This window comes from Seohaeicola saemankumensis (assembly GCF_021021435.1).
GTDB lineage: Bacteria > Pseudomonadota > Alphaproteobacteria > Rhodobacterales > Rhodobacteraceae > Seohaeicola.
In genome coordinates this window covers 55,631-73,545 of the sequence record NZ_JAINWI010000012.1, presented here as the reverse complement: position 1 = coordinate 73,545, position 17,915 = coordinate 55,631, and the positions used below count along the sequence as shown (strand labels likewise).

General features: G+C 61.3%; 16 protein-coding genes. 8 read left to right on the top strand and 8 right to left on the bottom strand.

Annotation, left to right across the window (positions count from 1 at the left end; translation table 11 throughout):
• Nucleotides 1–11: 11 nt before the first annotated feature.
• On the top strand, nucleotides 12–791 hold the full coding sequence (locus K7H22_RS10240; RefSeq protein WP_230800719.1) for a type III pantothenate kinase: 780 nt from the start codon (nucleotides 12–14) through the stop codon (nucleotides 789–791).
• On the top strand, nucleotides 788–2,461 hold the full coding sequence (locus tag K7H22_RS10235) for a ribonuclease J (protein ID WP_230800718.1): 1,674 nt from the start codon (nucleotides 788–790) through the stop codon (nucleotides 2,459–2,461). The genes K7H22_RS10240 and K7H22_RS10235 overlap by 4 nt, the downstream gene beginning before the upstream one ends.
• Nucleotides 2,462–2,538: 77 nt before the next feature.
• Here the strand turns inward: K7H22_RS10235 and K7H22_RS10230 are convergent, their stop codons facing one another.
• The 5 genes from K7H22_RS10230 to K7H22_RS10210 all read right to left on the bottom strand — a co-directional run bounded on the left by K7H22_RS10230 (nucleotide 2,539) and on the right by K7H22_RS10210 (nucleotide 9,902).
• A complete protein-coding gene (locus K7H22_RS10230; RefSeq protein WP_230800717.1) occupies nucleotides 2,539–4,161 on the bottom strand; it encodes a DEAD/DEAH box helicase in 1,623 nt (540 codons plus the stop codon).
• 162 nt (nucleotides 4,162–4,323) lie between these two features.
• A complete protein-coding gene (locus K7H22_RS10225; RefSeq protein ID WP_230800716.1) occupies nucleotides 4,324–5,298 on the bottom strand; it encodes a glycosyltransferase family 2 protein in 975 nt (324 codons plus the stop codon).
• Nucleotides 5,299–5,303: 5 nt separating this feature from the next.
• A complete protein-coding gene (locus K7H22_RS10220; RefSeq protein WP_230800715.1) occupies nucleotides 5,304–7,088 on the bottom strand; it encodes a glycosyltransferase family 2 protein in 1,785 nt (594 codons plus the stop codon).
• A gap of 93 nt (nucleotides 7,089–7,181) precedes the next feature.
• Nucleotides 7,182–8,789, bottom strand: a complete 1,608-nt coding sequence (locus K7H22_RS10215; protein WP_230800714.1) for a peptide chain release factor 3 — start codon at nucleotides 8,787–8,789, stop codon at nucleotides 7,182–7,184.
• An 84-nt stretch (nucleotides 8,790–8,873) separates the two neighbouring features.
• Nucleotides 8,874–9,902, bottom strand: a complete 1,029-nt coding sequence (locus K7H22_RS10210; protein ID WP_230800708.1) for a Hint domain-containing protein — start codon at nucleotides 9,900–9,902, stop codon at nucleotides 8,874–8,876.
• A 211-nt stretch (nucleotides 9,903–10,113) separates the two neighbouring features.
• On the opposite strand from K7H22_RS10210, the gene K7H22_RS10205 reads away from it, so the two are divergent.
• From K7H22_RS10205 to K7H22_RS10180, 6 genes are all read left to right on the top strand, one after another.
• A complete protein-coding gene (locus K7H22_RS10205; protein WP_230800706.1) occupies nucleotides 10,114–10,893 on the top strand; it encodes an SDR family oxidoreductase in 780 nt (259 codons plus the stop codon).
• 188 nt (nucleotides 10,894–11,081) lie between these two features.
• Nucleotides 11,082–12,143, top strand: a complete 1,062-nt coding sequence (locus K7H22_RS10200; protein WP_230800705.1) for an ABC transporter ATP-binding protein — start codon at nucleotides 11,082–11,084, stop codon at nucleotides 12,141–12,143.
• Nucleotides 12,144–12,381: 238 nt separating this feature from the next.
• On the top strand, nucleotides 12,382–12,597 hold the full coding sequence (locus K7H22_RS10195) for a twin-arginine translocase TatA/TatE family subunit (RefSeq protein WP_230800703.1): 216 nt from the start codon (nucleotides 12,382–12,384) through the stop codon (nucleotides 12,595–12,597).
• A gap of 3 nt (nucleotides 12,598–12,600) precedes the next feature.
• Nucleotides 12,601–13,170 carry a Sec-independent protein translocase protein TatB gene (tatB, locus tag K7H22_RS10190; protein WP_230800702.1) on the top strand — a complete coding sequence of 190 codons (570 nt, stop codon included), beginning with the start codon at nucleotides 12,601–12,603 and terminating at the stop codon, nucleotides 13,168–13,170.
• 9 nt (nucleotides 13,171–13,179) lie between these two features.
• Complete coding sequence (gene tatC, locus K7H22_RS10185) at nucleotides 13,180–14,085, top strand: twin-arginine translocase subunit TatC (protein WP_230800697.1); 906 nt, start codon at nucleotides 13,180–13,182, stop codon at nucleotides 14,083–14,085.
• The gene (locus K7H22_RS10180) at nucleotides 14,082–14,930 is read left to right on the top strand and encodes an ATP-binding protein (RefSeq protein ID WP_230800695.1); all 849 of its coding nucleotides are present in this window, start codon (nucleotides 14,082–14,084) and stop codon (nucleotides 14,928–14,930) included. Before tatC ends, K7H22_RS10180 begins: the two co-directional genes overlap by 4 nt.
• Before the next feature lie 11 nt (nucleotides 14,931–14,941).
• Here K7H22_RS10180 and K7H22_RS10175 read toward each other — a convergent pair whose 3' ends face one another.
• The 3 genes from K7H22_RS10175 to surE form a co-directional block, all read right to left on the bottom strand.
• Nucleotides 14,942–16,237: a peptidoglycan DD-metalloendopeptidase family protein gene (locus K7H22_RS10175; protein ID WP_419248169.1), complete on the bottom strand. Its 1,296-nt coding sequence runs from the start codon at nucleotides 16,235–16,237 to the stop codon at nucleotides 14,942–14,944.
• 98 nt (nucleotides 16,238–16,335) lie between these two features.
• A complete protein-coding gene (locus K7H22_RS10170; protein WP_230800693.1) occupies nucleotides 16,336–16,977 on the bottom strand; it encodes a protein-L-isoaspartate(D-aspartate) O-methyltransferase in 642 nt (213 codons plus the stop codon).
• Entirely contained in the window at nucleotides 16,974–17,762 is a 789-nt protein-coding gene (gene surE / locus K7H22_RS10165) for a 5'/3'-nucleotidase SurE (protein ID WP_230800690.1), read from the bottom strand. The genes K7H22_RS10170 and surE overlap by 4 nt, the downstream gene beginning before the upstream one ends.
• Nucleotides 17,763–17,915: the final 153 nt, after the last annotated feature.

Below are 17,915 nucleotides of genomic sequence, written 5' to 3'. Positions count from 1 at the left end.
GGAACGTTGTCATGCTTCTGGCCATCGACTGCGGCAATACCAACACGGTATTCTCGATCTGGGACGGGACGCATATCCTGTGCACCCTGCGGACATCGACGGAACATCAACGCACGGCAGACCAGTATTATGTCTGGTTGAGCGCGCTATTGAACCATCACAAGATCCCGATGGATATCAACGCGGTCATCATCAGCAGCACGGTGCCGCGCGTTGTCTTTAACCTGCGCGTTCTGGCCGACCGCTATTTCAATAGCCGCCCGCTGGTCGTGGGCAAACCGGAATGCCTGTTGCCGACCATGCCGCGGGTGGACGCGGGCACGGCGGTCGGACCTGACCGTCTGGTCAATACGGCGGGGGCCTATGACCGTTACGGCGGGGACCTGATCGTAGTGGATTTCGGTACGGCGACGACCTTTGACGTTGTCGCCCATGACGGGGCCTATGTCGGCGGTGTGATCGCGCCCGGCGTGAACCTGTCGCTGCAAGCCCTGCACGAGGCCGCAGCAGCACTGCCGCATGTGGATGTTACGAAACCCGCCCGCGTGATCGGCACCAATACGGTGGCCTGCATGCAGTCGGGGGTTTTCTGGGGCTATGTCGGGCTCGTGCGCGGCATCTGCGACCAGATCAAAGCGGAATACGAGCGCCCTATGCGCGTGATATCGACGGGCGGACTGGCCCCGCTGTTCGGACAGGGCGATACACTGTTGGACCAATTCGATGAAACCCTGACGATTCACGGTCTGACGGTCATTCATCAGTATAACAAGGATCAAGACAACTTATGAGCAGTGACAGATTGATCTACCTTCCCCTCGGCGGTGCCGGGGAGATTGGTATGAATTGCTATGTCTACGGATATGGCCCCAAGGACAAGGAACGCCTGATCATCGTCGATATCGGCGTGGCCTTTCCCGATATGGACGGAACGCCCGGCGTGGATCTGATCCTTGCCGATATCGCATGGCTGGAAGAGCGCAAAACGCTGATCGAGGCAGTTTTCATTACCCACGCACATGAGGACCATGTCGGTGCGATCGGGCATCTGTTCGAGCGTCTGGGCGAGCCCAAAGTCTATGCCCGCGCCTTCACTTCGAATATCGCGCGCGGCAAACTGGCGGAATATGGCTATTCCGACAAGGTGGTCACCACCGTGTCGAAATGGCCCCAGACCGTCACCGCGGGACCTTTCACCGTGGGGTTCCTGCCGATCTCGCATTCGATCCCAGAAAGCTCGGCTCTTGTGATCGACATGCCCGAAGGCCGCGTGATCCATACGGGCGATTTCAAGATCGACCATAGCCCGCAGGTCGGTGAACCCTTTGATCCCGATCTCTGGGCCGACGTGTCGGCAGGCGGCGTCAAGGCGCTGATCTGCGACAGCACCAATGTGTTCAACCAGCATGAAGGCCGTTCTGAAGCCAGTGTCGGCCCCGCGATCGAGGAACTGGTGCGCGGACAAAAGGGCATGGTGGTCGCCACGACCTTTGCCAGCAACGTCGCCCGCGTCAAGACGCTGGCCGAGGCGGGTGAGCGGGCAGGGCGGTCGATCTGCCTGATGGGGCGCGCGATGCGCCGGATGATCGAGGCTTCGGTCGAGACAGGTGTGCTGAGCGACTTCCCGAAGGTGATCAGCCCTGAGGATGTCAAATCCATGCCGCGCGAGAATGTCATGCTTCTGGTGACCGGATCGCAGGGCGAACGCCGCGCGGCCAGCGCGCAGCTTGCCAATGGCAAGTATCAGGGCCTCACCCTGAAAGAGGGCGATTTGTTCCTGTTCTCGTCCAAGACCATCCCCGGCAATGAAAAAGGGGTGATCCGCATCATCAACCAGTTCAGCGAGATGGGCGTGGATGTGGTGGATGACAGCACCGGCAAATATCATGTGTCCGGCCATGCCAACCGCCCTGATATCGAATACGTGCAAAAGCTGGTGAAACCGCAGATCGTCATCCCGATGCATGGCGAACACCGCCACTTGCGCGAGATGGTCAAGATCGCCAAGGGCAACCGGTTCCAGTCCATCCTCGCGGTGAACGGGATGATGGTGAACCTCAGCGGCAATGAACCCACTGTGGCGGGCTATGTCGAAACAGGGCGCACCTATCTGGATGGCACCGCACAGGTCGGCGCGCTGGACGGTGTTGTGCGCGACCGCATCCGTATGGCGCTGAACGGGCATGTTACCGTGACACTGATCCTGGACGACGAGAACGAACCTTTGGGCGAGCCGTGGTGCGAGATCATGGGGCTGGCGACAACGGGTCGTTCCCGTGCGCCGCTGGTCGATCTGCTTGAGGCCGATCTTGAGCAGTTCATCAACCGCGCATCCGAGGTTACTTTGGCCGATGATGACAAGCTGGAACAGGCGCTGAAGAAGATCGTGCGCCAGACAGCTTTGGACGAGATCGGCAAGAAGCCTGAAGTGACCATCGTGATCAGTCGCCTCAGCGCCTGATCCGGTTCAGGCTTTGCAGAACAAAACCCGCCGCAGAGATCTGTGGCGGGTTCTATTATTCTGGAAATGTGCAGCGCTTAGCTGGTGCGCCTCTCTTCAAAGCTGAGCGCGATGAAGCTGGGCAGATGGTCGCCCATGCCCACAACCTTTGGGCCGTTGTCGCGGTTTTGATCGCGACCCTGACCACCGCGCGTGCGGTCACGCCGATCATCGGAACGGTTGTCAGTGCGGTTGTCTGCGCGCGGCTCGTTGCGGCGATCTTCGCGCGGCCTGTCTTCACGCGGCCTGTCTTCGCGCGATCGATCATCACGAGAACGGTCGTGACGCGGTGCTGCTTCGCTGCGCGGCGCTTCAGCTACTGCCGCTTCGGGGGGTGCGCTGGGGGGGCTGTCCGCTGCCACGGTCTCGGACATGGTTGTTTCCTTGGGCGCAGATTTGTCACCCGAACGGCTGCGTGATCCACGCGAGCGGCTGCTGGAGGACCGGCTACGCGAGGATGTGCTGCGCTCGCCGCTTTCGGCCGCGTCATCGCTGGCGGGGGTAATCACGCCTTCCAGAGGGTTGGCAAGGCGCGGGATTTCGGTCTGCAGTAGACGTTCCACATCAGCGAAATTCTTGTCGTCGCGCGGGGTGCACAGCATGATCGTGGTGCCCAGCTTGCCTGCGCGACCGGTGCGGCCGATGCGGTGGACGTAATCCTCGGCATGGCTGGGAACGTCAAAGTTGAACACATGGCTCACATTCGGGATATCCAGACCACGTGCCGCCACATCCGAAGCAACAAGGAAGCGCAGCGTGCCGTCGCGGAACCCGTCCAGCGTGCGAGTGCGCTGCGACTGTTCCAGATCGCCGTGGATCGGGGCCGCGTCATAACCGTATTTCGTCAGCGACTTCGCCACGATATCCACATCCGTCTTGCGGTTACAGAAGATGATCGCATTCCGGCACTTGTCGCCCTCATTGTCGATCAGCGCCCGCAGAAGGCGACGCTTCTCGCTGGCCTCCTGATCTTTGCGGCTGCCTTTGAACATGACCACACCCTGCGTGATCGTGGCCGAGGCGCTGGACTGGCGCGCAACCTCGACCCGTTCGGGGGCCGACAGAAAGGTGTTGGTGATCCGCTCGATTTCGGGTGCCATGGTTGCGCTGAAGAACAGCGTCTGGCGGGTGAAGGGCGTCAGACTGAAAATCCGCTCGATATCGGGGATGAACCCCATATCCAGCATACGGTCGGCCTCATCCACCACCATGATCTGCACGCCGGTCAGCAGCAGCTTGCCACGCTCGAAATGATCCAGCAGGCGTCCGGGCGTCGCGATCAGCACGTCCACGCCGCGGTCAATCAACTGGTCCTGTTCCTTGAAGGATACGCCACCGATCAGCAGCGCCTTGGTCAGCTTGTGATACTTGGTGTAGGTGTCGAAGTTTTCCGCCACCTGTGCGGCCAGTTCGCGGGTCGGGCACAGGACCAGAGAACGCGGCATCCTTGCGCGCGCGCGGCCCTTGGCCAACAGGGTGATCATCGGCAGTGTAAAGCTGGCGGTTTTGCCTGTGCCGGTCTGGGCGATCCCCAGAACGTCGCGTCCCTCAAGGGCGGGCGGAATGGCACCGGCCTGAATAGGGGTGGGGTTTTCGTACCCTGCATCCTCAATCGCCTTGAGAACTTTGGGGTCGAGTTTCAGATCAGAAAATTTTATCATGTGTATCCGTTGTTAACGGACACGTCACGGCCCGTTGCGTCTGATGGAGATCGGACCCCTCTGGCCCCGTGGTTGTCCACATGTGTGACCCCCGCGCAGCCCTTAGCGCAAAGTGCACATAACGTCAATGAGAGCGCGGGTTTCGAAGGTTTTGACAGGCTCTCAGGCCATCTTTCCGGCATCGGGGAAGTGTCGCGCCACAGCCGCGTCCAGATCCAGCGGCGGCTGGCGCAGCAGACCCATCGCCTGCAGTTGCTCCAGATGGGCAGGGGTGGCGGTGCAGACCTGATCGTAGAAATGCCGCAAACCCGCCTCGCCGTCCTGTGCATGGATGGTGTTGAACAGCGCGTGCAGGGTCAATCCGCCATGCTCTGCAGGACGGTTGGGTTTCAACTCGGCGCGGTAGCTGCCCTTGTTCAGGCGGAAATGGAAGGCCGCCAGAAACGCTTCCCAGCTTTTGGCGTGGCAATGCAACAATTCGGTTTCAAACAATTCGGTCTGGCCGGGATTCTGCACATCTCCGACGAAGATATTGTGGATATGCATCCGCAGATCGGGAATGCTGGTGCGATAGAACAGCTTGCCTGCGACATGGCTCAGGAAGCCGCCGTTCAGATAGGCGCCATAGTCGGGATAAAGCGCTTCGGTCTGGCGGGTGCGGGTGGGCCGGTCCTGCGCGCAAGCTTTGGCGTAGAGCGGCTGCCCGGGGGAAGTCGCAGCCAGGGCCTCGATCGGGCGGACGCGGGCGCAAAGGCAATCGGATGGCAGATCGGCAAGTTGCCCCGCCACGGGACGCGCGGGGCACAGAAACTCGTCCACGTCGATATGGGTCAGCCAGTCCACATCACCGGCGCGGCCATAGGCATGGCGGGCGTTCTCGAACTGGCGCGACTGGTGCTTGACGCGCCGTTTCACCCCAAGCCCTTGCCAATAGGAGGCGTCACCGGTCAGGACAGGACGCAGTTTCGGATGCGGCTTGAGGATGCGAAACGCGTCCTGATTGTCGTCATCAAGATAGATGAAAATGCGGTGTGCACCCAATTCCAGATGATGCGCGGCAAAGGCCAGTATCGCGTCAACCGGAGCTTTGACAGTCGATGTTACCCCCCATTTTGGCGCTTGATTTGCATGAGGCATGGATTTCAATCCCTTGGAACCGCGCCGAAAAATCGCATGACCTTTGCGTCAAGATCCAAGGGTGCACGGACCAGCATACCATGCGCCTCAAGGGAGGCCGTCAGGGTATCCGTGCCCTCGCAGACTTCGGTGAAAAAGGCGCGCAGGCCGCTTTCGCCGTCTTCTTCGCGCAGCAGGGCGAAAATATCGCTCAGGTGAAAGGCGCTATCCTCGACCTTGCGGTAAGAGCCTTTTTGCAGGCGGAATTCCAGATGTTTGCGGAACGTATCCCAATCCGGCGCATGGGCATGACCCAGAAACACGGCAGGGCGCGACAGGCGGTTGCTGGCTGGCTGTCCGTTTTGCAACAGCGCATGCAGGCCAAAGCGCACGCCCGGAATCCCGCAGCGCACGATCAGCTTGCCCTCAAGATGGCTGATAAAGCCGCCACGCAGATGGCCGCCGAAATTGGGGTAGATATCCTCGAGTACCGCCTTTTCCTGCCCGACGCTGCGCGGGGTCAGTTTGAAACAATCCGTTGTGCCCGCCAGCAATTCGGCAGGCGGAAGATGCAACGCTGCGATATCGGCAGGCATGGCGGCCAGCAGGTTGGGCAGGGGCTGCGGAGTCAGGATAAATTCATCCACGTCGATATGGGCCAGCCAGTCCAGATCACAGCGATGGTAGGTCTGGGTCGCAACCCAGACCTGCCGCAACTGGTGGCTTTTCATGCGCGGCTTTTTCTGACCTGCCCACCAGTTGGCATCGCAAGTCGTCACCTCGATGGCAGGGTGGCGCGCGAGGTAAGCCACGGCTTCGGGATGCGGTTCGTCCATATGGATATGCAGGCGATGCGCGCCCAGATCCAGATGGTGGGCCGCGAATTGCGCGATCCGCGCCAGCGGTGCCTTGACCAGCGAAACCGTGCCCCAACGCAGCGTTGCGGCATCGGTCTTGACCAACTGCGCGGGGACCTGGATCACCTCGGACGCGGTGGCACGGCCGCGTTTGGGCTTGATCCCTTCGGCTTTCTGCGCCTTCTCGCGCTGACGCCGCATCACGCGCAGACGACGGAACACCGTGCGATCATCGTCAATCAGCAATTGCAACACATGCTTGGCCAGCGGCGCCATGACTGGATCTTCTTTTGCGTCCTGCCACAAACGGCCCAGCATGTTCACATCCAGACCGCCGCCCCCCAGCGCGAAGGCATCCATCCGCATGGGTAGCCGTGACTGGTTGGCCTGCCGTGACTGGCTGCGCTTGGACCATTCAAAAGCTTCATCGGGTTGCGCGCCGGAATAAAGCCGTTCCGTCTCGTAAAGCTTCATCATGCCGAACAACAGGCTGAGGGACTGGCCAACACGCCGCTGCGGTTCGGTTGCGCCGTGATCGCCAAATGTCGTGATGGCCGACACGAGCCAGCGCACATCCAGCCGCGCCAGCAACCAGTCGGCTTCCTCGGCCCAGAGGCGCAGAAAAAGGGCCGAAGTATGATCTGGCGCAGACCGGCGGCGCAGATGGGCGATCAGCAACCCGTGCAGCAGCATCAATTCGGGCAACCCGTCGAATTCTTCGGACAGATCGCGCAGTTTGCGGGCATAGCTGGAGCGTGACCCCGCAACCGTCAGGGCACGACCGTCGACACGCGCAGATTTGAGGGGCGTGAAATCCACATCCAGCGGTGGCAGCGCCTCGTCGCCCTCATAGGTAAAGGGATCGCGCCGCCCCTCCATCTGGGTCAGGATCGCGTCAAATCCACCGGGATAGGTTGGGGCACTCGCATCACTCATGCGGGGAAGAATGGTCATGCGTCAGCACCTGTGCAAGCCTGTCAGCAGCGCGCCTGGAAGAATGTCGGGCGCTGCGGCAAGACTGCCATGCCAAGCGGCAGCGGGGACTGTCTAGACCATCATTTCCTTGGTCGCGGTCAGTTTGACCTCGGGATAATCGCGTTCGATCCGGTCGATATCCCATTGCAGCCGCGTCAGGTAGACAATGTCGCCATCATTGTCATGCGCAATATGCTGCTTGTTCAGACTGACAAATTTTTCAACAGCTTGGCGGTCGCCCTTCACCCAGCGGGCAGAGGTGAATTGCGATTGCTCGAAACGCACAGGCAGGCCGTATTCCAACTCGATCCTGCTGGCCAGCACCTCGAATTGCAGCGCGCCCACAACACCGACGATAAAGCCCGACCCGAAAGCGGGCTTGAAGACCTTGGCGGCGCCTTCCTCGGCGAATTGCATCAGGGCTTTCTCAAGATGCTTGGCCTTCATCGGATCGCCCGCGCGGCAGGTCTGCAAAAGCTCGGGCGCGAAAGACGGAATGCCCGTGACGCGCAGCGCCTCTCCCTCGGTCAGCGTGTCGCCGATCCGCAACTGGCCGTGGTTCGGGATGCCGATGATATCGCCGGCCCATGCCTCTTCGGCCAGTTCGCGGTCCGAGGCGAGAAACATCACCGGACTGCTGATTGTCATGGGTTTCTTGCTGCGCACATGGGTCATTTTCATGCCCCGCGTGAAATGGCCCGAGGCCAGACGCACAAAAGCCACGCGATCGCGATGCTTGGGGTCCATGTTCGCCTGAACTTTGAAGACAAAGCCGGAAACGCTTGATTCCTCTGGTAAAATGGCGCGCGGCTCGGCGCGCTGCGGTTGCGGCTCCGGCCCCAGAGAGCCAATGCCTTCCATCAATTCCTTGACCCCGAAAGAGTTGATCGCCGAGCCGAACCAGATCGGTGTCATCGTGCCATCCTGCACCGCCTTGATATCCAGTGCGGGCAGCAATTCGCGGGCCATTTCGACCTCTTCGCGCAACTGGGCCAGCAGGTCTGCGGGCACGTGCTCGGCCAGACGCGGGTCGTCCAGCCCGTTGATTTCGATTGATTCCGAGACAACATTGCGGTCGGCGCGGTCCATCAGTTCCAGCCTGTCGCGCAGCATGTCATAGCAGCCGATGAAATCGCGGCCCACCCCGATGGGCCAGCTGGCAGGTGTTACGTCGATCGCCAGATTCTCTTGAATCTCGTCGATGATATCAAAGGTGTCGCGGCTTTCACGGTCCATCTTGTTACAGAAGGTCAGGATCGGCAGATCGCGCAGTCGGCACACTTCGAACAGCTTGCGCGTCTGGCTTTCCACCCCTTTGGCCCCGTCAATCACCATCACCGCAGCATCCACAGCTGTCAGCGTGCGGTAGGTATCCTCGGAGAAGTCCGAGTGGCCCGGCGTATCGACAAGATTGAAGCGGAACTGTTTAAAATCAAAGGACATCGCCGATGCGGAGACCGAAATGCCACGATCCTTTTCCATCTGCATGAAATCCGACCGCGTGCGCCGCGCCTCGCCCTTGGCGCGCACTTGCCCCGCCATCTGAATCGCGCCACCGAACAGCAGGAACTTTTCGGTCAGCGTGGTCTTGCCAGCGTCGGGATGCGAGATGATCGCAAAGGTCCGGCGGCGGGCAATTTCGGGTGGAAGTGCGGGGCGGTTCGAGGGGATATCCAACATGCGCGCAGCTTTAGGCGGGCATCGCATGAAAGGCAAGAATTTCGATATGTTCTGCAGTCCTGCCGCCCATGATCCCCGCTGTCGTCAACCCAGCGAGGCGCGGCGCAGGATGTCGGCGGCGTTGGGCAGGTCAAGCAGGCGTTCTGATACCTCGAACTCCTCGATTCCGGCGGCGTGCAGTTTGCCCAAGGTATCGCCCAGCTTTTCAGACAGGTCCGTTGGCAGCACCGGACGGGTACGCGGGTCAAGCAGCAGGGTTTCTGCGGCAATCCCCTCGGCATAGATGATCTGGTGGCGGTCGAAGAGGATCTGGAAATAATCCACATAGCCGCCGGGCTGGTGGTAGACCGTGGTGCCGTTCACCAGGTGGCGCGCGCGCACAAGAACCTCGGCACGACCAGCACCCAGCACATCGGCGCGCTGGTAGATGAACAGGCGGTGGTCGGGGCTGACGATCAGGTCATTGGCGTTATGCAGGGTACCTGCCGTGATCACGATGGGGGCATGTTCGCCGTAGGCGCGTAGCGTGGTCTGGCCGATCCAGCGAATGTCCTGCGGACCATCATCGCGGGTCAGCACGCGGTCACCGGGACGCAGGTCCTCGATCAGGCGCTGTTCGCCAGAGGCCAGCGTGATATGGGTGCCGCGTGTAAAGGATACACAGGCGATTTCGGCCAGACGCGCACTGGCCCCCTCTGTGTCGATGGTGACAAGGGTGTATCTTGTCTTCGGTGTCAGGGGCACCAGTGGCAGGGCGTGTACTTCGACTACATCACCGGAGGCATCCACCTCGACCAGAACCAGCACTTCGGTTGTGCCGCCATCAGTGGACATGAAGGTCAGGCAGCAGTCCAGATGCACCAGCGCGCCGGGCTGTCCGACATCTGTAGTCTGGGCCACGCGAAACCGCGCCGGACCATCGGGATGCAGCAACAGGCGGCGCGTGCGGGCACCACGCAGGAGAGAATAGACATCGTCGGGGATCAGATCGGCGGCAAAAGACAGGGCATCGCCAAAATTAGCACCTGCCACAACCTCGATCACGGCACTTGGCAAGACTGGCAGCGCAAAGGCTGTCCCTGGAAGGGCGGGTGACTGGACGGATTCTGACATGGCGTGCTGCTTTGGTCTTGGGTACTCGTCAAAAAGGGACATGTATTTCTCTGGCGAAACGCGGCCCCGTCTTGTTACGGCGTTTCCAAGCAATAAGATAGGAATGTGTCATAACATGGTCAACGCTCTGGTCTTTTGCTGGCCTTCCCTTGCGTCGTGGTGCTAGTCAAGGCGCACAGGACAATGGGAATTATCCCGATAGGAGGACGGCATGGATCTGGGGATCAAGGGAAAAAAGGCGCTGGTTTGCGCGTCAAGCAAGGGGCTGGGGCTGGGTTGCGCCCGTGCACTTGCGGCGGCAGGCGTCGATTTGGTGATGAATGCACGCGGTGTTGACGCGCTTGAGGCCGCGGCCGCGGCTATCCGTGCCGAATTCGGTGTTGCGGTGGAAACGGTTGCCGCCGATGTGACCACGGATAATGGCCGTACCGCGGTGCTGAACGCCGCCTCGGGCGTCGATATTCTGGTGACCAATGCCGGCGGCCCGCCCCCCGGCCTGTGGTCGGACTGGGACCGCGACGATTTCATCCGCGCGCTGGATGCCAATATGCTGACGCCGATTGCACTGATGAAAGCCCTGATGCCCGCCATGATGGAGCGTGGCTGGGGGCGTGTGGTCAATATCACCTCGCAATCCGTGAAAGCCCCAATCCCGCAACTGGGCCTTAGCAATGCGGCCCGCACGGGTCTGACCGGCTATGTCGCAGGCACGGCGCGGCAGGTGGCGGCCAAGGGCGTGACCATCAACAACCTGTTGCCCGGTATCCATGCGACAGACCGCGCCGATGCGCTGGATGGTGGCGTGGCAAAGGCGCAGGGCATTTCTGTGGAAGAGGCAAGGATTCGCCGCGCGGCCAGCATTCCGGCAGGGCGATATGGCACGTCCGAGGAATTCGGCACCGCCTGCGCGTTCCTGTGCTCGACCCATGCCGGTTTCATCGTCGGCCAGAATATTCTGCTGGATGGCGGTGCGACCAACGCGACGATCTGATCACCGCGCGGGGGGCGGCAAGCTCCCCGCATGCGGCTCGCGCAAAACCTCTGGCTTTTGTAGCGCGCGACAGGCTTGCAGCACCTTGCAGCCCCTGATAATGCCTGTTCCCGACCGTATTGATCGGAATTAACCGCTTGTCACAACCCTCTCCAAAACCGGCTCCGCGACCTGTTCCGCGGCTTGAGGTGCGCAATCTGCTGCGCCGCTTCGATGGTGTGGCTGTCGTGGATGATGTCTCGCTCAGCGTCATGCCGGGGCAGGTGACCTGCCTGCTGGGGCCGTCGGGTTGCGGCAAATCGACGACGTTGCGGATGATCGCGGGCGTCGAGATGCAGGATTCGGGTGAAATCTGGGTCGATGGCAAGCTGATCTGCGACACCGTGTTCCGCGTGCCCCCGGAACGGCGTGCGATTGGTCTGATGTTTCAGGATTTTGCGCTGTTTCCGCATCTCAGCGTAGCCGAAAACGTGGCCTTCGGCCTGTCCGGTTCCCGCGAGGTGCAGCGCGTGCGGGTCGAGGAACTGCTTGGCCGCGTCGGTCTGCGTCGCTTTATCGACGCCTATCCGCATTCGCTGTCGGGCGGCGAGCAACAGCGCGTGGCGCTTGCGCGCGCGCTTGCGCCGCGTCCGCGCATCATGCTGATGGACGAGCCCTTCTCGGGTCTGGACAACCGCTTGCGCGACGATATCCGCGACCAGACGCTGGAGATCCTCAAGCAAGAGGATGCCGCCGTCCTGCTGGTCACCCATGAGCCGGACGAGGCGATGCGGATGGCCGATGAGATCGCGCTGATGCGCGGGGGGCGGATCGTGCAGCGCGGTGCGCCCTACAATATCTACAACGCGCCCAAGGATCGAGATGCGGTTGGATTTTTCAGCGATATCAACGTGATCCGTGGCACTGTGCGTGGCGCTCTGACAGATACCCCCTTTGGGCAGTTTCTGGCCCCCGGCGTGCCGGACGGAGCCGAGGTCGAGATCGTGATCCGTCCGCAGCATATCAAGATAGATCTGGACCGTGGCGGGCGCGGGCCCAATCCCACCCCGCAGGACGGTGTTGCCGCACGCGGCGAAGTGGTGCGCGCGCGGTTCATGGGCAGCGAAAGCCTTGTCGAATTCCGTATGGATCACGACGGCTCGATCCTCAAAGCGACAGTGCCGAATGTCTTTCTGCCCGGTCCCGGCAAACCCCTTTGGTTGATGATCCGGCGGGACCGCTGTTTTGTCTTTCCGGTCAAACCCGCGTAGGATCGTGGTTTCGGGCTGCAGGCCTTGATGCCTCCGGCGGGGATATTTGCGGCAAGAAGAAACGGCAGCGGGAATTCTGCGCCATCTTGCCGCGTTTCACGGGGTCAGGTGCAAAAAACCCCCGACAGGTGCCGCTTTGGTTCTTCCAACCGGCGCTGATCGTCATTAGATGTTGAGGGCAATGGCGCAGGGCGTGCGCGGGCAGATCCGCAAACGCGCCGAGCAAGGGAGAAATGACATGCTGAACAATATCGGACTTCCGGGTCTTCTGCTGATCGCGGTGGTCGTGCTGGTGCTTTTCGGGCGCGGCAAGATCAGTTCGCTGATGGGCGAGGTGGGCAAAGGCATCACCGCGTTCAAAAAGGGTGTGACCGACGGCACCAAAGAACTGGAAGATGGCACTGGTGACACCGCCAAGGACATCTCGACGGATAAAGAAAAAGACAAGGTCTGATCCATGTTCGATCTGGGCTGGACCGAGCTTTTGCTCATTGGCATCGTCGCGTTGATCGTGGTGGGGCCAAAAGACTTGCCCATGCTCTTTCGCAACGTGGGCCGATTTGTCGGCAAGGCGCGCGGCATGGCGCGCGAATTCAGCCGTGCGATGGAAGATGCTGCGGATGATACCGGCGTGCGCGACATCGCTAAAAGCTTGAAATCCGTGGGCGATCCCAAAAAGATGGGCCTCGACAAGATCCGTGAAGCGACAGACGACCTGAAAGCGTGGAAACCCGGTTCCGAGACAGCCAAGCTGGCCGAGGATCGCGCGGAAGCGGCGCGCAAATTGCGCGAGAACAGCACGCCTGCGGCCGTGGCGGAAAAAGCCGAAACCGCAAAGGCAACAGCCGAGGCGCAGCGCGCGGCACCGGCAAAACCGGCTGCAACCGCGCGCAAGGCGGCCAAGGCCGCGAAACCGGCGACGACGGCGACCAAGGCCAAGGCCGCGCCCAAGACAGCCGCTGCGCCCAAGGCTAAACCGGCAGTAAAACCCCGGGCCAAGGCAAAACCTGCCGATCCCACGGCGTAAGAGTAGATCATGACCAAGCAAGACGAGATCGACGATAGCAGCGCCCCGCTGATCGAGCATCTGGCAGAACTGCGCAACCGTCTGATCCATTCGGTGGTGGCCTTCATCATCGGGATGATCATCTGTTTCACCGTCTGGAACCCGATTTTTAATTTTCTGACGCATCCTTTGTGTTCGGCTATGGCCGAGCGCGGACATGAAGACTGCGGGCTGATCCTGATCCGGCTGCAGGAAGGTTTCTTTGTCGCCGTGTCGATCTCGCTGATGGGCGGCCTGATGCTGTCTTTTCCCTATATCGCCTACCAGATGTGGCGTTTCGTGGCCCCCGGTCTTTACAAGAACGAGAAGGGCGCGTTCCTGCCTTTCCTGATCGCATCGCCCTTCATGTTCTTTCTGGGTGCGGCGTTTGCCTTCTACGTGGTCACACCGCTGGCCTTTGATTTCTTCCTTGGATTTCAGCAACCCGGCACCATCCTGGGGGATGGCCAGCCAGTGGATAATGCCGTGGCAGGGATCGCCTTTCAGGGGTCCGCACAGGAATATCTGAGCCTGACCATCAAGTTCATCGTGGCCTTTGGGCTCTGTTTCCAACTGCCTGTCCTGTTGACCCTTCTGGGCAAGGCGGGGTTGGTCAGTTCCGAAGGCTTGGGCAATGTGCGTAAATACGCTGTTGTGGGTATCCTGATCCTGGCCGCATTGGTCACACCGCCCGACGTTATCACGCAGGTGATCCTGTTTGTTGTGGTCTACGGTCTTTATGAAGTGTCGATTTTTCTGGTCCGCCGCGTCGAGACCAAGCGCGAGGAAAAACTGCGCGCCGAGGGCTATTATGATGACGAGGAGGAGTTCGACGATCCGCTGATCAAAGAGTTCGACGCCGATCTTGCCGCCGAGGCCGAGGACAAGAAGACGTGAGTGGCAAGGTTCTGAAACGTATCGCCGAGGCGCTGGAGCGTCTGGCCCCACCGCCGCAACCCGCCCCCCTGTTCGACGCGGCAGAGGCCTTTGTCTGGCATGTCGACCCGGACCGTCTGGAGCCTGTGCCGCAGGTTGCGCGCGTGCCCTTGGGCCTGCTTGTCGGCGTCGACCGGTCACGCGATACGTTGCTGGAAAACACCTTGCAGTTCGCGCAGGGGCTGCCTGCGAATAATGCCCTTCTCTGGGGCGCGCGCGGGATGGGAAAATCCAGCCTTGTCAAAGCGGTGCATGCCGATATTCAGGCACGAGGCCTGCCCTTGAAACTGGTCGAGTTGCAGCGCGAGGACTTGCCGTCGGTCGCGCGGCTGCTGAACCTCTTGCGCGTAAGGCCCGAGCGTTTTGTGCTGTTCTGCGATGATCTGTCCTTCAGCCATGATGACCAGCATTATAAATCGCTCAAGGCGGTTCTGGATGGCGGGATCGAAGGGCGACCCGAGAATGTGCTGTTTTATGCGACATCGAACCGCCGCCACCTGATGCCGCGCGACATGATCGAGAACGAGCGCTCCAGCGCCATCAGCCCCTCCGAGGCGGTCGAGGAGAAAGTTTCTCTATCGGACCGCTTCGGGCTGTGGCTGGGCTTTCATGCCTGCGATCAGGACCAGTATCTGGCGATGATCCACGGCTATTGCGCGGCCTTCGGGATCACCATGCCGGACGACCAGTTGCGCGCGCAGGCCATTGAATGGCAGGCGACACGCGGGTCGCGTTCGGGGCGCGTGGCATGGCAATTTGTCACTGATCTGGCCGGACGACAGGGGATCGGTCTGCCGCAGGCGTGACCGGCGCCGCCTTAGCGCCGCGCCAGATAGGGTGTCGGATCGACGCTGTCAAAACCCTTGCGGACCTCGAAATGCAGGTAGTTGGACGTTCCAGCGCGGATCTGTGCGATCTTCTGCCCACGTGTCACCTTGTCGTCTTTCTTGACCACCGCGCCTTCGACATTGGCGTATACCGTCAACAGATTGTCAGGATGGCGGATCACGATGATGGGGATCTGGTCGGCGCTGGCGGTGATCGCCGCCACGGTTCCAGCCTCGGCGGCCATGATGGCTGTGCCCGATGTGGCCTGAATATCCAGACCGTCATTCTTGCCCTTCTGGTAGTCGCGGATAATCGTGCCCTGTACTGGCATGGCCAGTTGCGAAGTCGAGGTCGGAGCCGACTGGGTAGCCCCCAGATTGGGCGCGTTTGTCGGTGGCGGTGCTGCGGCGGCAGGCTGCGTTGTCTCGGCAGGCAATGGTCGCGCTGCGGACGGGGGCACCGGGGTGGGTGATCCTGTGCCGGGGCTGGTCACGGCTGCTGTTTGGACAGGGCGGGCAGGGGCGGCGGTGTCTGCGACGGGGATCAGCAGATACTGGCCCTCGCGGATTGTGTATTCCGCGCCCAGACCGTTCCATTCTGCCAGCGAACGGACCGTCACGTTATAAAGCCGCGAGATGGTAAAGGCGGTCTCGCCGCGCTTGACCTGATGTCGGATCGGCTCGGCCGCTCTTGGTTGCGTGGCCGCCGCTGTCGTGGTGGCTGCCGGTGTCGCGGCGGGCTGGATCATGCTACCCGCGGGAGGCAGGGTTGTCGTGCTGACCGCCGCGGCATCCGAGCGGTCGATCGCGCTGCTGGCGAGTGATGTGATATCAGTGCCAGATTGCATCATGCCGCCGGTTGTGGGCGATGGTTCGGCCACGCGGCGCGGCAGGGCCAGCACCTCGTCGGGGCGCAGCGGATCGGCGGGGCGCACCCCGTTGAAACGGGCCAGTTCATTGGCGTCGACACCGATCCGGCTTGCCACATCGGTGACTGTATCGCCACGCCGCGCCACGGCCACCTGATAATTGGGATAGGAGATCACGCCGCGCGCATCGGGCGCAGGCCGGTTGGCGACGGGTTGGCGCGCCGCCTCGGCGGTATCGAGGGTATTGCCGAAATTGCCGCGCATGTCGAAATCCAGCGGCCTGTCACAAGCGGCAAGAAGACCGATTGCCGTGCCTGTCAGCATCAGGGCGCGAAATGTCCGACTGAGATTGGACGGGCTGAGTGTAGACGGGCGTAGCTGCATTGCGCGCGGGGTCGGGCGGCTCTGTAGGATCATCTCGATTTCCTCTGTCCTGCCCCTTGCGCCGGGGCTTCGTTGTTATGCTTCAACCCGATGGCCCGTCGCAGACAGGATGGCGGGATAGTAACGGCCTGTCAGTCGCGCCCCAAACCTTCAATCAGGGGCACAAACCGGACCGGACGCAGTTCGTCATAGTCGAAACCGTCCTCGTGGCGGGTCACGCGGATCAGGCTTTGCACTGTATCAGACTGGCCAACCGGTAACACCATGATACCCCCGATTTTCAATTGGGCCAAGAGGGGGCCGGGCGGGTCCTCGGCGGCAGCGGTCACGAGAATGCGATCGAACGGGGCCTGATCCGGTAGTCCATGGCTGCCATCGGCGGTGAAGGCGGTGATATTGGTCAGTTGCAGCGCGTCGAAAATCTCGCGGGCCTCACGCACCAGACGGCGGTGCCGGTCCACCGTATAGACCCTCCGCGCCAGTTGCGACAGGATCGCCGCCTGATAGCCCGATCCGGTGCCGACTTCCAGCACGGTATCGCGCGCGGTGACCTGTAGCGCCTGCGTCATCAGGCCTACCACAGAGGGCTGGCTGATTGTCTGCCCGCAGGCGATGGGCAGGGGCATGTCCTCATAGGCGCGATTGGCAAAGATGCCGCGGATAAAGGGGCCACGGTCAATCTTTTCCATCGCGGTCAGCACACGGCTGTCTGTCACCCCCTTGGAGCGCAGGGCAAAAAGGAACTGCATCTTGCGTTCCGCCGCTTCGCTCATTCGATGCCTTTCAATGGATCTATCAGATCATGCGCGGTCAGGTCCGCGCGCATCGGCGTGACCGAGATATAGCCATCCAGATTCACCGCGGCATCCGTATCGGGCAGGGTGGGCACATGCTGCTCGCCCCCCTTGATCCACAAAAAGCGCCGCCCCGAAGGTGAAAGATGCGGCTCGACCGAGAAGCGGGTGTTGCGGCGGAACCCCTGCGGCACCACGCGCACACCGCGCACGGCAGCGGCCAGAACGGGCGGGAAGTTGATGTTATAGAAGACACGGTAATCCGCGTCATTCTGGTCCGCGGGTGTCGCGGCCAGCAACTTGCGGATCAGGTCGGCGCCATGCACGCTGGCGGCCTCGAAGGGATCGGGGGCGGTGAAATTGCTCGGTCCCAGATATTGCGAGAGGGCCATGGCGGGAATGCCCTGCAAAGCCGCTTCCATCGCGCCACCTAGCGTACCGGAATAAAGCGCGTTCTCGGCCGAGTTGTTGCCTCTGTTGACACCCGACAGCACCAGATCGGGGCGCTCGCCCTCGATCACGTCATGCAAGCCGGCCAGCACGCAATCAGCGGGGCTACCCTCGGCTGCGAAACGGCGCTCGCCCAGTTTGGCGATCATCATCGGATGGGTGTAGCTGATACAATGGCCGACGCCGGATTGCTCGAATGCGGGGGCCACGGTCCAGACCTCGCCATCCGGTCCGGCAAGGTCGTTGGCGATCCGTTCCAGAACGGCCAGACCCGGAGCGTTAATGCCGTCGTCATTGGTGATCAAAATTCGCATGCCTGCCCCGATTTGTCCTTTTGCATGGTGTAAAGGAGCCGCGGCAAAGGGGCAAGCGGACAAGCCACATGACGGGGTCGGCAAAGCCTTTTGGCATTTTATCTTGCCGCAAATACTCAGGCAACAGCAGCAGCGATGCACTGAGCCGGAAGG

What these genes read in the sequence shown, in the direction of transcription:
- K7H22_RS10240 (WP_230800719.1), top strand. Translation starts at nt 12, where the DNA reads ATGCTTCTGGCCATCGACTGCGGCAATACCAACACGGTATTCTCGATC.
- K7H22_RS10235 (WP_230800718.1), top strand. Translation starts at nt 788, where the DNA reads ATGAGCAGTGACAGATTGATCTACCTTCCCCTCGGCGGTGCCGGGGAG.
- K7H22_RS10230 (WP_230800717.1), bottom strand. Translation starts at nt 4,161, where the DNA reads ATGATAAAATTTTCTGATCTGAAACTCGACCCCAAAGTTCTCAAGGCG.
- K7H22_RS10225 (WP_230800716.1), bottom strand. Translation starts at nt 5,298, where the DNA reads ATGCCTCATGCAAATCAAGCGCCAAAATGGGGGGTAACATCGACTGTC.
- K7H22_RS10220 (WP_230800715.1), bottom strand. Translation starts at nt 7,088, where the DNA reads ATGACCATTCTTCCCCGCATGAGTGATGCGAGTGCCCCAACCTATCCC.
- K7H22_RS10215 (WP_230800714.1), bottom strand. Translation starts at nt 8,789, where the DNA reads ATGTTGGATATCCCCTCGAACCGCCCCGCACTTCCACCCGAAATTGCC.
- K7H22_RS10210 (WP_230800708.1), bottom strand. Translation starts at nt 9,902, where the DNA reads ATGTCAGAATCCGTCCAGTCACCCGCCCTTCCAGGGACAGCCTTTGCG.
- K7H22_RS10205 (WP_230800706.1), top strand. Translation starts at nt 10,114, where the DNA reads ATGGATCTGGGGATCAAGGGAAAAAAGGCGCTGGTTTGCGCGTCAAGC.
- K7H22_RS10195 (WP_230800703.1), top strand. Translation starts at nt 12,382, where the DNA reads ATGCTGAACAATATCGGACTTCCGGGTCTTCTGCTGATCGCGGTGGTC.
- tatB (WP_230800702.1), top strand. Translation starts at nt 12,601, where the DNA reads ATGTTCGATCTGGGCTGGACCGAGCTTTTGCTCATTGGCATCGTCGCG.
- tatC (WP_230800697.1), top strand. Translation starts at nt 13,180, where the DNA reads ATGACCAAGCAAGACGAGATCGACGATAGCAGCGCCCCGCTGATCGAG.
- K7H22_RS10175 (WP_419248169.1), bottom strand. Translation starts at nt 16,237, where the DNA reads ATGATCCTACAGAGCCGCCCGACCCCGCGCGCAATGCAGCTACGCCCG.
- K7H22_RS10170 (WP_230800693.1), bottom strand. Translation starts at nt 16,977, where the DNA reads ATGAGCGAAGCGGCGGAACGCAAGATGCAGTTCCTTTTTGCCCTGCGC.
- surE (WP_230800690.1), bottom strand. Translation starts at nt 17,762, where the DNA reads ATGCGAATTTTGATCACCAATGACGACGGCATTAACGCTCCGGGTCTG.